Origin of the sequence: Kribbella sp. NPDC026611 (assembly GCF_040638345.1) — a bacterium.
In the GTDB taxonomy this organism is placed as follows: Bacteria; Actinomycetota; Actinomycetes; order Propionibacteriales; family Kribbellaceae; genus Kribbella.
Genome location: NZ_JBEZYC010000009.1, coordinates 225,559 through 238,726, shown reverse-complemented (window position 1 = coordinate 238,726; position 13,168 = coordinate 225,559). Strand labels below are relative to the sequence as shown.

The 13,168-nt window shown below is 68.7% G+C and carries 13 protein-coding genes and 1 pseudogene; 9 read left to right on the top strand and 5 right to left on the bottom strand.

What is annotated here, in order from left to right; all coding sequences use genetic code 11:
- Positions 1–191 precede the first annotated feature (191 nt).
- The gene (dnaA, locus tag AB0E69_RS32475; protein WP_360155306.1) at positions 192–1,790 is read right to left on the bottom strand and encodes a chromosomal replication initiator protein DnaA; all 1,599 of its coding nucleotides are present in this window, start codon (positions 1,788–1,790) and stop codon (positions 192–194) included.
- Between the two features lie 1,448 nt (positions 1,791–3,238).
- Here dnaA and rpmH point away from each other — a divergent pair.
- From rpmH to AB0E69_RS32435, 8 genes and pseudogenes are all read left to right on the top strand, one after another.
- Positions 3,239–3,376 carry a 50S ribosomal protein L34 gene (gene rpmH / locus AB0E69_RS32470; RefSeq protein WP_130386492.1) on the top strand — a complete coding sequence of 46 codons (138 nt, stop codon included), beginning with the start codon at positions 3,239–3,241 and terminating at the stop codon, positions 3,374–3,376.
- Between the two features lie 26 nt (positions 3,377–3,402).
- Positions 3,403–3,744 (top strand): ribonuclease P protein component, encoded by a 342-nt coding sequence (gene rnpA / locus AB0E69_RS32465; protein WP_360154903.1) that lies wholly within the window; start codon positions 3,403–3,405, stop codon positions 3,742–3,744.
- The gene (gene yidD / locus AB0E69_RS32460) at positions 3,741–4,073 is read left to right on the top strand and encodes a membrane protein insertion efficiency factor YidD (protein WP_360154900.1); all 333 of its coding nucleotides are present in this window, start codon (positions 3,741–3,743) and stop codon (positions 4,071–4,073) included. The genes rnpA and yidD overlap by 4 nt, the downstream gene beginning before the upstream one ends.
- A 9-nt stretch (positions 4,074–4,082) precedes the next feature.
- Positions 4,083–5,069, top strand: a pseudogene (yidC, locus tag AB0E69_RS32455) (membrane protein insertase YidC); the annotation flags it as partial.
- 318 nt (positions 5,070–5,387) lie between these two features.
- The gene (locus AB0E69_RS32450; protein ID WP_360155304.1) at positions 5,388–5,897 is read left to right on the top strand and encodes a R3H domain-containing nucleic acid-binding protein; all 510 of its coding nucleotides are present in this window, start codon (positions 5,388–5,390) and stop codon (positions 5,895–5,897) included.
- A 19-nt stretch (positions 5,898–5,916) separates the two neighbouring features.
- Positions 5,917–6,588: a 16S rRNA (guanine(527)-N(7))-methyltransferase RsmG gene (gene rsmG, locus AB0E69_RS32445; RefSeq protein ID WP_360154897.1), complete on the top strand. Its 672-nt coding sequence runs from the start codon at positions 5,917–5,919 to the stop codon at positions 6,586–6,588.
- Between the two features lie 512 nt (positions 6,589–7,100).
- Entirely contained in the window at positions 7,101–8,036 is a 936-nt protein-coding gene (locus AB0E69_RS32440; RefSeq protein WP_360154894.1) for an AAA family ATPase, read from the top strand.
- Positions 8,037–8,136: 100 nt separating this feature from the next.
- The gene (locus AB0E69_RS32435) at positions 8,137–9,108 is read left to right on the top strand and encodes a ParB/RepB/Spo0J family partition protein (protein WP_360154891.1); all 972 of its coding nucleotides are present in this window, start codon (positions 8,137–8,139) and stop codon (positions 9,106–9,108) included.
- Positions 9,109–9,226: 118 nt separating this feature from the next.
- On the opposite strand, the gene AB0E69_RS32430 is transcribed toward AB0E69_RS32435, so the two are convergent.
- The 4 genes from AB0E69_RS32430 to AB0E69_RS32415 form a co-directional block, all read right to left on the bottom strand.
- On the bottom strand, positions 9,227–9,562 hold the full coding sequence (locus AB0E69_RS32430) for a DUF3817 domain-containing protein (RefSeq protein ID WP_360154888.1): 336 nt from the start codon (positions 9,560–9,562) through the stop codon (positions 9,227–9,229).
- A complete protein-coding gene (locus tag AB0E69_RS32425) occupies positions 9,559–10,377 on the bottom strand; it encodes an SURF1 family protein (protein ID WP_360154885.1) in 819 nt (272 codons plus the stop codon). The genes AB0E69_RS32430 and AB0E69_RS32425 overlap by 4 nt, the downstream gene beginning before the upstream one ends.
- Positions 10,377–11,324, bottom strand: coding sequence for a D-alanine--D-alanine ligase (locus AB0E69_RS32420; RefSeq protein ID WP_360154882.1), 948 nt, complete (start codon positions 11,322–11,324; stop codon positions 10,377–10,379). The genes AB0E69_RS32425 and AB0E69_RS32420 overlap by 1 nt, the downstream gene beginning before the upstream one ends.
- A gap of 132 nt (positions 11,325–11,456) precedes the next feature.
- Positions 11,457–12,767 carry a PLP-dependent aminotransferase family protein gene (locus tag AB0E69_RS32415; RefSeq protein WP_360155302.1) on the bottom strand — a complete coding sequence of 437 codons (1,311 nt, stop codon included), beginning with the start codon at positions 12,765–12,767 and terminating at the stop codon, positions 11,457–11,459.
- 197 nt (positions 12,768–12,964) lie between these two features.
- Between AB0E69_RS32415 and AB0E69_RS32410 the strand changes: the two genes are divergently transcribed.
- A complete protein-coding gene (locus AB0E69_RS32410; protein WP_360155299.1) occupies positions 12,965–13,165 on the top strand; it encodes a hypothetical protein in 201 nt (66 codons plus the stop codon).
- Positions 13,166–13,168 lie beyond the last annotated feature (3 nt).

The following is a 13,168-nucleotide window of genomic DNA, read 5'->3' as shown; positions in this document are numbered from 1 at the left end:
TGTGGAAAACCCCCGTTCGTGCAGGTCAGACCCCGAATTGCCATGTGGACGCCGTGTGGACGGCCGTCGCTGTGTCTGAGGACAGCTGAGGACGACGGATTCTGTCCCCACAGCCCGTCCACACGACAAAGCGGTGTGTCCACTGCGATACCCACAGTTATCCACAGCTGTGTCCCCAGCCTGTGTGGTTCCTACTGCTGCTTCGCCTGGTGCTTGATCCGGTTCGTCAGCTCGGTCACCTGGTTGAAAACGCTGCGCCGTTCGGACATCAGCTGACGGATCTTCCGCTCGGCGTGCATCACCGTCGTGTGGTCGCGGCCACCGAACTGCTGACCGATCTTCGGCAGCGACAGATCGGTCAGCTCGCGGCACAGGTACATCGCGATCTGCCGGGCCGTGACGAGCACGCGGCTGCGGCTCGATCCGCACAGGTCGTCGATCGACAGACCGAAGTACGACGCGGTCTGGCCCATGATCATGCTGGCCGTCACCTCGGGCTTGCTGCCCTCGGGGATCAGGTCCTTCAGCACGATCTCGGCCAGGCTCAGGTCGACCGGCTGCCGGTTCAGGCTGGCGAACGCGGTGACCCGGATCAGGGCGCCCTCGAGCTCGCGGATGTTGGTCTGCACCTTCGACGCGATGAACTCCAGCACCTCCGGCGGCGCGGTCAGCCGCTCGGTGGCCGCCTTCTTCCGCAGGATCGCGATCCGGGTCTCGAGGTCGGGCGGCTGGATGTCGGTGATCAGGCCCCATTCGAACCGGTTCCGCAGCCGGTCCTCCAGCGCCTCCAGCCGCTTCGGGGCGCGATCGGAGCTGATCACGATCTGCTTGTTCGCGTTGTGCAGCGTGTTGAAGGTGTGGAAGAACTCTTCCTGGGTCTGGATCTTGCCTTCCAGGAACTGGATGTCGTCGATCAGCAACACGTCGACGTCGCGGTACCGGCGCTGGAACTGGGACGCCTTGTCGTCGCGGATCGCGTTGATGAAGTCGTTGGTGAACTCTTCGCTGGAGACGTACCGGACGCGGGCCCCGGTGTAGAGGCTCCGGACGTAGTGGCCGATCGCGTGCAGCAGGTGGGTCTTGCCCAGACCCGAGTCGCCGTAGATGAGTTGTGGGTTGTACGCCTTGCCCGGTGCCTCGGCCACGGCGACGGCGGCCGCGTGGGCGAACCGGTTCGAGCTGCCGATGACGAAGGTCTCGAACGTGTACTTCGGGTTCAGCCGGGCCTCGCCTTGTCCTTCGGTGGCCTGCTGCGTCGGGACCGAGCCGTTCGGCGGCGGGGCGACCGAGCCGAGCGGCGGCGCACCGAACTGCTGCTGCGGCGCCGGCTGCTCGTAGCGCTGCTCCGGCCGCGGCGGGCTGAACTGCGGACCGTTGTCCGGGTCGGTCAGCGCGGACTGGATCGTCGGCTGGTAGGCACCGTCGGTGCGCAGCGGCTCCCGGACCGGCGGGGGTGCCAGCGGCTGCTGCTGTTGCTGCATCGGCTGTTGCTGCGAGTGCTGCTGCTGTTGGTGGTGTTGCTGCGGGGCCCGCTGCTGCTCGCGGAGCTCGGGGTCGAGCGACGGGTCGACCGTGACGGCGATCCGGATGTCGCGGCCGAAGCTCTCGCTGAGAATGCGCTCCAGGTCGGGCCGGAGCCGGGTCTCGAGCTGGCCGCGGGTGAAGTCGTCCGGCACCGCGACGATGGCGGTGCTCTCGTGCAGGGTCACCGGCCGCGAGTTCGCGAGCCAGGCGCGCTGGTTCGGCGGGAGGCCGGTCAGCACGCGGGCCCACGCGTCTCCGAGGTCCATCACCGGACCTGCCGCTTCTGCCTGGACCGGTTGGGCAGACTGCACCTGCTGGACCGGTGGCTGCTGCGGTTGCTGTGGTTGCCGCGCCGGTTGCTGGACCTGCTGGACCTGCTGGACCGGTTGCTGGGCCGGTTGCTGGGCCGGTTGTGCGGCCGGCACCGGCTGAGCAGGTGGGCTGGTTGGTTCGGTGGGGTTGTTACCGGGAGTCGTACTGTCGCCGTCCGCACGTGCATCACCCTCGTTCCGTGGGGGCCCCGCTACGTCACCGCTGCCAGTACCCCATTGCGGGGTCTGGCTTCCGTCGTACTGCGGTCGCTCCGGCCGGGGCGGCTCGGCGGGCTGGTAGCCGCCGCCCCAGGTGTTGCGCTCCATCGGGGACTGCATGTTGCTGACGGCCGGGGCGGCACCGAAGTACTGCGCCCCCGAGGGGCCCGCGTTGAGGTCGGTGGCGGCGCGCTCCAGCTCGGAGCGGTAGCCGTAATGCCCCGGCGGCGGAGCCGGGCGGTAGCCGGCGGCCGGTGGGCCGGGCATGGGGATCGGGAGGGACGGGCTGAGGTAGTCGCCCGGATCCATCTGCGGTGCCGATGACTGAACCGGAGCCGAGTCCTGCTGCGTCGGCTCGGCGGTCGGCTCGGACGCAGGCTCCGGCTCTGGGGTGGGTTGGAGCGGTAGGTGGAGCTCGGTGCGGAAGTCGGTGGCCTGCTCGGGCCGGAAGTCGACGGCCTGCTCGGGCCGGAGACCGGCGCTGAACTCGGCCCGGAAGTCGGTGGCCGGCTCCGGTCGGAGGTCCTGTCCCGGCTCACCGGGTTGGCTGCCGGTGTGTTCCGCCGGTGTGTATTCCGCACTGGCGGAATGGTCCTCGACCACGCGTTGCTCCCCGAATCCATCGCTGCGGTGGCCGGCGCGTTCCGGGTGGACCCGGGCGGCGCGACCATTCGACCCGACACCGGGCGAACCTCTGTCCACACGGTTGTCCACAGTTGTGAACGACCGCCGGAGCAGGTTGGTTACCGATCGCGGGGTGTGGAACCACTGGTGTGAGGGGCTGACGCTAACAAGTTCGCCCAGCCTGCTTCAAGCCGTCATCCACAGGCTATGGAGTCCAAATTGGGGGCAACTTGCGGCGTGTCGGGTGGACGCCGGAGAGTAGTCGTGGTTGGCGATCGCTCTCTGTCGCGATCCGGACCGGACGGTGACGAGCCGGGCGGTCACCAGTTGCCCACTATGCTGTCCACAAGCCTGTGGAAAACTATGGGGATACCTGGTTTGACCTGTCCACAGGCGGACACGTACCGTGGATCGGTCGGTGTTGAGCCGGCCGTTTCGTGCTGCGCTCGCTGCGGGACCACCCGTGGCTCTCGGACTTCTGCGCAGGACTGCACCAGCGGCAGATCCAATCAGTGGATTTGTCGACAATTTTGTGATCTCGAGTAACCGGAGTCATTCCAGTGAGCAAGCGGACGTTCCAGCCGAACAACCGTCGTCGGCACAAGAAGCACGGCTTCCGTCTTCGGATGCGTACCCGTGCGGGTCGCGCGATCATCGCCGCCCGCCGTGGCAAGGGTCGCCAGCGCCTCGCGGCCTGAGCGACTCGTCTGACGGTGACCACCTCGTGTTGCCCGCGTCGAACCGGCTGCGCCGGTCCGACGACTTCCGTCGCGCCGTCCGTTCCGGTCGGCGTGCGGGCCGGCGCGCGGTGGTCCTGCACCTGCTGGCGGAGGACGGCCCTGCCGATCCGCCGCGCGTCGGGTTCGTTGTGAACAAGGCGGTGGGCAACGCGGTCCTGCGGAACCGGGTCCACCGCCGTCTGCGTTCGGTCCTGGCGACGCGGCTTCCCGACCTTCCAGCCGGCAGCCTGACCGTCGTCCGGGCGCTCCCGTCGTCCGCCACGGCGTCGTACGACGAACTGGTCGCGGACGTCGACGGCGCGCTCGCGCGGCTGCTGCGCTCATGAGGCGCTTCAACCCCGCGCGCAGCGGGATCATCGGTTTCCTGAAGCTGTACCGCCTGCTGATCAGCCCGATGTACGGGCAGGTCTGCCGGTTCTACCCGAGTTGTTCGGCGTACGCCCTGGAGGCGGTCGAACGCCACGGTGCGGTGCGCGGTAGCTGGCTGGCGACGAGGCGACTCCTCCGCTGCCACCCGTGGAACCCCGGCGGCTACGACCCCGTTCCACCCACAGATGTCGACCAGCGCGGAGACCGTGAGGACCCCTGTGTTCACGGCTCCGCCAACCAGCCCGGACTGTCAGCCGACGCCGGGCCTGTGCAGCGAGGTGCATGAGTGACTCTTCTGGCCATCCCCGGACTCGCGGTGTGGGACGGGATCGTAGATCTGTTCAACACGGTCATGACGCCGCTGTACTGGGCCGTTTCGGCGCTGCTCGTCGGCTGGCACTGGCTGCTCGGCCAGGTCCTGGACCCGAACGGCGGCTGGGCCTGGGCGTTGTCCATCGCCGGCCTGACCATCGTCATCCGGACCCTGCTGATCCCGCTGTTCGTGCGGCAGATCCGCTCCAGCCGGAACATGCAGCTGCTGCAGCCGAAGATGAAGGAGCTGCAGAAGAAGTACGGCCACGACCGGGAGAAGCTCGGTCAGGAAATGATGAAGCTGTACAAGGAGACCGGGACCAACCCGTTCTCCTCGTGCCTGCCGCTGCTGCTCCAGTCGCCGATCTTCCTGGCCCTGTTCCGGGTGCTCGACTACGCGGCCAAGGGCCAGTGGCACAGCGAGATCATGAAGTCGCACGTCAACTCGCTGCAGCACGCGAAGATCTTCGGTGCGGAGATCTCGCAGACCTTCCTGAAGGCGAACGGCTCCGGCTCGGGCAACGTCAAGGCCGTCGCGATCGTGCTGATCATCCTGATGACGGCGACCATGTTCACCACGCAGCTGCAGCTGATGCGGAAGAACATGCCGAAGGAGGCCCTCACCGGCCAGGCCGCCCAGATGCAGAAGATCATGCTGTACGTCTTCCCGGTCTTCTTCCTGATCGGTGGTTTCAACTTCCCGATCGGTGTGCTGATCTACTGGTTCGTCTCGAACCTGTGGACGATGGGCCAGCAGTTCTACGTGATCCGCCGCAACCCGGCTCCGGGCACCCCGGCGTACGACGCCATGCAGGCCCGCAAGCGTGAGCACAACCTGCGCCACGGCCGTCCGGCCGACGACAACGTCCCCGGCACCGCTGGTGCGGCCGGCACGGCGACCGAGACTGTGACGGACCGCCGGCCCGCGCAGCGGCAGCAGCCGAAGCGTCAGTCCCGGAGCGACCGGCGCGGCGGCCCGCAGGCAGCGGGCGGCACGGCCGAGCCGGAGCCCACGGCGTCGAGCAACGGGCAGACGTCCGGGAGCGGTGTGCAGGACACGCCCAACAAGACTCAGGCCGGAGCTGCCAAGAAGCAGCCGGCCGGCAAGAAGGGAACGGGTGCGAAGCGTCAGCCTGCGGCCAAGTCGGCCGCGCAGAAGCGCGCCGCCCAGAAGCGGTCCGGTGGCTCGCGCTGACATTGCGCGCGCCGACCTCTTCCCCTCTTGTACTGACCCGGGTCCCCGTGGGGCGGATCTTGACACTGTGAAGGAGTAGCCGTGACCGACGGCATGCACAACACCGAACCGGCGGAGCCCGCCGGCTCGTCCAGCGGTTCCGAGCGCTTCAAGGCGCTCGAGGCGGAGAGCGACATCGCCGCCGACTACCTCGAGGAGTTGCTGGACATCGCCGATCTCGACGGCGATATCGATATGGATGTGGACGGCGACCGGGCTGCGGTCTCGATCGTCGGCGCGGAGCTGAACAACCTGGTCGGCGAGAACGGCAAGGTCCTGGAGGCGCTGCAGGAGCTGACCCGGCTGGCCGTCTACCGGGAGACCGGTGAGCGGTCCCGGCTGATGCTGGACGTGTCGAACTACCGGGCGAACCGGAAGGCCGAGCTCGAAGAGGTCGGGCGCAAGGCGGTCGAGGAGGTCAAGGCGACCGGAGAGTCGGTGCGGCTGGACCCGATGACTCCGTTCGAGCGCAAGGTGGTGCACGACGTGGTCGCGGCCGCCGGCCTGACGTCGGAGTCCGAGGGCGAGGAGCCCCGCCGTCGCGTGGTGGTGCAGCCGTCGTGATGGTCGCCGGGGAGTCCTCGTGACCGAGGACGTTTCACGTGAAACACCGCCGCTCGTGGAGAAACTGTTTCCACGGGCGGCGGTGCCGCTTTCGGCGTACGCCGAGCTGCTCGCCACCGAAGGCACCCTCCGCGGACTGATCGGGCCGCGCGAGGTCCCGCGACTCTGGGACCGGCACCTGCTGAACTGCGCGGTCCTCGAGCGGCTGATCCCGGAGGAGGCCTCGGTCGCCGACATCGGCACCGGCGCCGGACTGCCCGGCCTCGTGCTCGCGATCGTCCGTCCGGACCTGGAGGTCGCCCTCGTCGAGCCGCTGCTTCGGCGTACGACGTTCCTGGAGGAAGCGGTCGAGTCGCTCGGGCTGAGCAACGCGTCCGTGGTGCGGGCGCGGGCCGAAGATCTTCCGCCGGCGTCGTACGACGTGGTGGCTTCGCGAGCGGTCGCTCCCTTGGGCAAACTGGCGCGGTGGTGCTTGCCACTCTGTGTCGAAGGTGGGCTGATGCTGGCGATGAAGGGATCGTCCGCCGAGGACGAGCTGGAAGCCGCGGAGCCCGAGCTGGCGAAGCTCGGGGCCGAGCTTTGGCACATTCACCAACTCGGCGTCGATGAGCTGGCCCAGCCCACCACTGTGGTGAGTATTGTGGCCGGACGTGCTGCAGGGGGATCCCGGCACGGAAGACGCGGGAGGTGAGCGGGTTGGTGAGTCGTGCCCTCGGGTGGCCCGAGAAGAGCACCGGTGAGCCGAGGACGTCGGACGGCATCGGCTGGCCCACCATCCCGGAACAACCGCCGATCGACACCTCCCGGCTTCGGGCCGTCGCGGCGACCGGTCTCGACGTACCGGCCGACGCAGACGCGGATCCCGTTTCACGTGAAACGGATCGCGGCTCAACTCCCGTTTCACGTGAAACCGAGGCCGAGGCAAGTCCCGTTTCCGATCGAGCGGCGGTCGACGCGGCGGGCGTTTCACGTGAAACAGCGGAGATGCGCGATGATGGTTCTGAGCCGGAATCGGCGTCGCTGGTGGACGCCGAACGGGACCTCTCGGAGTCTCCACCGCCTGTGGATGACGACCGCATGAAACTGCCCTCGCACACGGGGATTCGTCCACAGAGGCCTGTGGACGGAGCTGGGGGCAGACCCGCCCCGACCCCTACCGACATCCTCTTCGGGCCAAGTCCCGCACCTATTGGAATGGGCGCTATGACTGCCGCACAGATCGCCGCGCGGGCCACGTCGGACGAGCTTCAGCGACGACTCCTCGAAACTCCGATCGCCGCCGCCACCGAACGGACCTTGCTGGTGAATGAAGGACGCACAATGGGCCGGGAGTTCCCGTTGCCCGCCGAGACCCGAGTTTTCGTCGTCGCCAACCAGAAGGGCGGCGTCGGGAAGACCACGACGACGGTGAACGTCGCCGCCGGCCTCGCGCTGTACGGCGCGCGGATCCTGGTGATCGACCTCGACCCGCAGGGCAACGCCTCGACGGCCCTCGGCATCGACCACTCGGAGGGGACCCCCGGGGTCTACGAGGCGGTCATCGAGGGCGAGCCCCTGAACAAGCTCCTGCAGCCGTGTGCCGAGCACCCCGGGATCATGGTCGTCCCGGCGACCATCGACCTGGCCGGTGCCGAGATCGAGCTCGTGAGTGTGGTGGCCCGCGAGAGCCGGTTGAAGAACGTGCTGGACGCGCACCTGGCCGAGACCGAGGCCGCGGGCGAGAAGTACGACTACGTCTTCATCGACTGCCCGCCGTCGCTCGGCCTGCTGACCGTGAACGCGCTGACCGCGGCTCGCGAGGTGCTGGTCCCGATCCAGAGCGAGTACTACGCGCTCGAGGGTCTGTCCCAGCTGCTCCGCCACATCGACATGGTGAAGTCGCACCTGAACCCCGGGCTCGACGTCTCCACCATCCTGCTGACGATGTACGACGCCCGCACCAAGCTGGCCGGCGAGGTCGCGGCCGAGGTCCGGGGCCACTTCAAGGACGCCGTACTGCGCACCGCGGTCCCGCGGTCGGTGCGGATCTCGGAGGCGCCGAGCCACGGGCAGACCGTGCTGGCGTACGACCCCGCGTCGGCCGGCGCGCTCTCGTACCTCGAGGCGTCCCGCGAGATCGCCATGCGGAACAACGGCTGATCTTGTTGATCCCGTGTGGCACCGTTTCACGTGAAACGGAGACCGGCGATGGTGGCCGGTCGGTACTAGCTCAGCAGTTGGTCGACCTCGAGGGAGCGCGATGAACACCCGACTCGGACGTGGCCTTGGTGCGCTGATCCCCAGCACACCGGCTCCCGGCAGCACGCCGACGCTCGGCAGCAAGTCGAACTCGATCCCGGGTGCACCGCCGATGGCGGCCACGGTGAAGACCGGGCCGGAGCTGGCCGCGGTGCCGGGTGCGTCGTTCGCCGAGATCGACGTCGACAAGATCACGCCGAACCCGAAGCAGCCGCGCAGCGTCTTCGACGAGGAGGCGATGGAGGAGCTGGTCCACTCGGTCAAGGAGATCGGGCTGCTGCAGCCGATCGTCGTCCGGCGGCTCGAGCAGGACAAGTACGAGCTGGTGATGGGCGAGCGTCGCTGGCGGGCGACGCAGCAGGCCGGGCTGACCACGATCCCGGCGATCGTGCGGGACACGTCCGACGACGTGATGCTTCGCGACGCGTTGCTGGAGAACCTGCACCGCAGTCAGCTGAACCCGCTGGAAGAGGCAGCGGCGTACCAGCAGATGCTCGACGACTTCGGCTGCACGCAGGAGGTGCTCGCCACCCGGATCGGGCGGTCGCGCCCGCAGATCTCCAACACGCTGCGGCTGCTGAAGCTCCCCGCGTCCGTACAGCGCCGTGTCGCGGCCGGCGTTCTGTCAGCCGGCCACGCCCGGGCCCTCCTGGGCCTGCCCAGCGGTGACGCCATCGAGCGGCTCGCTCAGCGCATCGTTGCGGAGGGACTCTCGGTGCGCACGGTCGAGGAGATCGTTGCTCTCGGCGACATGAACGCCGAGGAACCGACTCCTACGCGCCGGCGGAACAAGCCGGTCGCCCCGCGACTGGTCGATCTGGCCGATCGGCTCTCGGACCGCTTCGAGACCCGGGTCAAGGTCGACCTCGGCAAGACCAAGGGCAAGATCACCGTCGAGTTCGCTTCCATCGACGACCTCGAGCGCATCGTCACGCTGATGGACCCGAACCAGGCGAACGGCCAGTCCGCTTAGGATCCGTCTCTCAGCGGAATTCCGGGGTCCCGCCCCCCACCAGGATTTGTCGACAAACCTATAAGTGCCCATGCGGCCGATGTTCCACGTGAAACATCGCGCATGGGCACTGGTGTGTTCAGCGACCGAGGAGCTCGTGCGTCGTCTTCCGCTCGGCGTAGAACGAGAGGAACGGGATCGTGCCGGCGAGCGCCATCATGACCAGGCGCGGGAAGGACCAGCGGACCCGGCGGAAGAGGTCGAAGGTCAGCAGCAGATAGACCATGTAGAGGAAGCCGTGCGCCGGACCGATGATGTCCATCGCGCCGGGGCTGTCCGCGAAGTACTTCAGTGGCATCGCGAGGAACACCAGCAGGAGCAGCATCACGCCCACGACGTACGCGATCACGCGGTATCGGGTCAGCGCGCCGCGGACGGCAGGGGTGATCGTGGCGGGTTCAGCGGAGGAGGTCACGCTGAAACGGTACCGCTTGACTCCACGCGCTCATCGGCCTGGTGGGCTGGACCTTCCCCGTCCGTGGGCTCGCCGGCGTCGTCCGCTTCCGAGCGGTGCGCGTCGACGACCATCCGCACCCACATCGCCAGCGTGAAGGCGGCGAAGATCCACCACTGGAAGGCATACGCGACGTTGCGCAGACCGGCATGGTCGGTCGGCGGAGGCGGCGGCTGGACGGCGGCCGGCGCCGGCGAAGGTACTGCGCCTGACTCGATCGACCGCTGGATCACGAAGCCGTCGTACAGCCGGTAGTTCACCAGGTGCACGATCGTGGGGATCCGCAGCGACGAGAGCACCCGGCCCTTGGCGGCATCAGCGGAAGAGTCCTGCGCCTCGGATGCAGCGACCACCCCGGTCAACCGCACCGGCCCGCTGGGGGCGACGGCGGCAGGGGAGGAGGTCGACGGGACCCAGCCCCGTACGACCATCACCGCGTCGGCCGCGTTGAGTTTCACTGGACTGACCACCCAGAACCCACGGGCAGAATTCCGCTCACGATCGGCAATGAAGACCTGGTCCGCGGTGGGACCCCAGGTCCCGTCGATCGTCACCTGCCGCCCGACCGCCTTCGCCGGAAGTCCTTCGTCGACCGAGAACAAGGACTGCAAGGCGACCGGAGCCGCAGCGGCGTGCTTGGCTGTCGCGGCAGCGGTCTTCGAGTGGTAGACGTCCAGCTGCCACACGCCCATCACCGTCATCACGCCGGCAAGCGTGAGTGCGAGCAGCAGCAAACCCAGCCAGCGCGCCGTGAAGACGGTCCGCCAGACAGACATCAGCGGGCAGCGGCAGCGGCCAGCAGGTCGCGGCAGAGTACGCCGAGCTCGATGCCCGCAGCCTCGGCGGCCAGGGGGACCAGCGACGTCTCCGTCATCCCCGGCGCCACGTTCACCTCGAGGAACCAGGGGACACCGGCCGCGTCCACAACGAGGTCCGACCGCGAAAGATCGCGCAGCCCCAGCGCCTGGTGGGCCTGTACGGCGGCCGCAGCGCACGCACCGGCGACCTCTGGGTCCAGCCGAGCCGGCACGATGAACTGCGTCGCTCCAGCCGTGTACCGCGCCTCGTAGTCGTAGAACCCGGAGTCCGGCCGGATCTCGACCGCCGGCAGCGCCCGCGGCCCGTCGCCGACGTCGACCACGGTCACCGCGACCTCGGTCCCTTCGATGTACTGCTCGATCAGCGCGACCGGTCCGTACGCGTAGCAGTTCACCATCGCCGACGGCAGCTCCTCCGCCGACCGCACGATCGACGCACCCAGCGCCGAACCGCCGCGCGCCGGCTTTACCACCAGCGGCAGCCCGATCTGGCCGATCACCGCCTCCATCAGCGCACCGGCGCCCAGCTCGCGGAACGTGTCGTGCCCAAGCACCACGGAGGCCGGCGTGTGCAGCCCGGCCGAGCCGACCACGGTCGCCGCGACCGGCTTGTCGAAGGCCGTCCGGCACGCGGCCGCGTCCGCGCCGACGTACGGAACGCCGTACAGGTCGAGGACCTGGCGGAGTGCGCCGTCCTCGCCGGTGACGCCGTGCAGGACCGGGAAGACCGCGTGGGGCGGATCCTCGCGGAGCCGATCGACCAGGGCAGCGTCAACGTCCCGCTGCTCGACCTCGACGCCGACGCTGCGCAGAGCATCCGCGACCCGTCGGCCGGACCGGAGCGAGACGTCCCGCTCGTGTGACAGTCCGCCCGCCAGTACCAGCACCCGACCCAGATCACTCATCACAAATATCCCGATCACTCGTGGGCGACTCCGGCACGGTCGCCGGTCCCGAGGCCCACTGAGACGGTACCGCTACCGCGTCAAGGACCCACCCGCACCCATCGATCCATTGCGCAACCTTTGCGCTGTGGTCTAGCTGAGCTCCGGACCCGGAGCGTCGTAGTTGTGCCCGGCGCCTGGTGTCAGCGGACCGAAGGTCTGCCGCAGCTCGAGCTCCTCGTGGATCACGGCGGACAGCCGGCCGACGCCGTCGACGATGCGCTCCGGGGTCGGATGACAGTACGACAGCCGCATGCACTGCGAGCCGAAACCGTCCGCAAAGAAGGCGGTTCCGGGGACGTAGGCGACGCGGGCGGTCACCGCGCGCGGCAGCATCGCCTTGGAATCAAGGCCGTCCGGCAGCGTCAGCCAGACGTAGAACCCGCCGCCCGGCCTGGTCCAGGTCGTTGCCGCAGGCATCTTCTCCGCGAGCGCCCCGAGCATCGCGTCCCGGCGCTCGCGGTACATCTCCCGGAACTGCTTCACCTGACCCATCCAGTCGTGCCGGATCAGGTACGACGAGATCGCCAACTGGCTGAACACCGGCGGGCACAACGTCGCCGACTCCTGTGCCAGCACGAGCTTCTCGCGGACGGCGTGCGGCGCGACCGCCCAGCCGACCCGGAACCCCGGCGCGAACGTCTTCGAGAACGACCCGAGGTAGATCACCCCTTCGCGGTCGTCGGCCCGCATCGCCCGCCGCGGCTCGCCGTCGAACCCGAGCAGGCCGTACGGGTTGTCCTCCAGCACCAGCAGATCCGCGCGCTGGCAGATCTCCAGCACGCGGCGGCGCCGCTCGTCCGAGAGCGAGACACCGGCCGGGTTGTGGAAGTTGGGGATTGTGTAGAAGAACTTGATCTTCTTGCCGGCGGCCCGTACCGAGGCGATCGCCTGCTCCAGCGCCTCCGGCACCACGCCGTCGTCGTCCATCGCGACGTGCACGACCTCACACTGGTACGCGCGGAAGACGCCGAGCGCACCGACGTACGACGGCGCCTCGCAGAGCACCACGTCGCCCGGGTCGCAGAACACCCGCGTGACCAGGTCGACGGCCTGTTGGCTGCCGACCGTGACGACGACGTCGTCCGGGTGCGCCTCGATGCCCTCGAGCCGCATGATGTCGCAGATCTGGTCCCGCAGCGTCGGGTCGCCCTGGCCGGAGCCGTACTGCATCGCGACCCCGCCGTTGTCGATCACCAGGTCGCGGACCGCGCCGCCGACCACGTCCAGCGGCAGGCCGGCGATGTTCGGCATCCCACCCGCGAGCGAGACCACTTCGGGCCGGCTGGCGACCGCGAAGAGCGCCCTGATCTCCGATGCGGTCATGCCCTTGGTCCGGGCTGCGTACCGGTCGACGTAGTTGTCGAGGCGGGTCTGCCGGACATCGGGCAGGTCGGCAATCACGAGGGCTACTCCAGCGGTGCTCGAGGGGGAAGTCACCAGGCTACGTCGAAAGACCCCGGTGTGCCCGGGCTGTGGATCGGCGCGACCTCTCACTACCATGCCTTATAGGGGCAGGTTCGACCATGCCGCGATCTGGCTGCTGAGACGGCCGGACGGGCAGGTGCGGCCCGGCGGTGGAACCGGAAGGCAGGATCGAGATGGGCGTGGGCAAGACAGCCGGCTGGACCTTCGGCGCACTGCTGCTGGGCGTGCTGGCCGGATTCGCGGGCGAACTGCTGCGGCGGCAACCGGCTGCGAAGGTGCAGCAGCGGTACGTCGCACCCGAGGCGACCAGGACCACCGACGCGCGGACCCCGCAGCCCGCGCCACAGCCGGCGGCCGAACCAGTCACTCGATGACAC

Excerpts from the sequence above, each read along its gene's own strand:
- dnaA (WP_360155306.1), bottom strand. The coding sequence starts at position 1,790 with ATGGACCTCGGAGACGCGTGGGCCCGCGTGCTGACCGGCCTCCCGCCG.
- yidD (WP_360154900.1), top strand. The coding sequence starts at position 3,741 with ATGAGGCGCTTCAACCCCGCGCGCAGCGGGATCATCGGTTTCCTGAAG.
- AB0E69_RS32450 (WP_360155304.1), top strand. The coding sequence starts at position 5,388 with ATGCACAACACCGAACCGGCGGAGCCCGCCGGCTCGTCCAGCGGTTCC.
- AB0E69_RS32440 (WP_360154894.1), top strand. The coding sequence starts at position 7,101 with ATGACTGCCGCACAGATCGCCGCGCGGGCCACGTCGGACGAGCTTCAG.
- AB0E69_RS32435 (WP_360154891.1), top strand. The coding sequence starts at position 8,137 with ATGAACACCCGACTCGGACGTGGCCTTGGTGCGCTGATCCCCAGCACA.
- AB0E69_RS32425 (WP_360154885.1), bottom strand. The coding sequence starts at position 10,377 with ATGTCTGTCTGGCGGACCGTCTTCACGGCGCGCTGGCTGGGTTTGCTG.
- AB0E69_RS32420 (WP_360154882.1), bottom strand. The coding sequence starts at position 11,324 with ATGAGTGATCTGGGTCGGGTGCTGGTACTGGCGGGCGGACTGTCACAC.
- AB0E69_RS32410 (WP_360155299.1), top strand. The coding sequence starts at position 12,965 with ATGGGCGTGGGCAAGACAGCCGGCTGGACCTTCGGCGCACTGCTGCTG.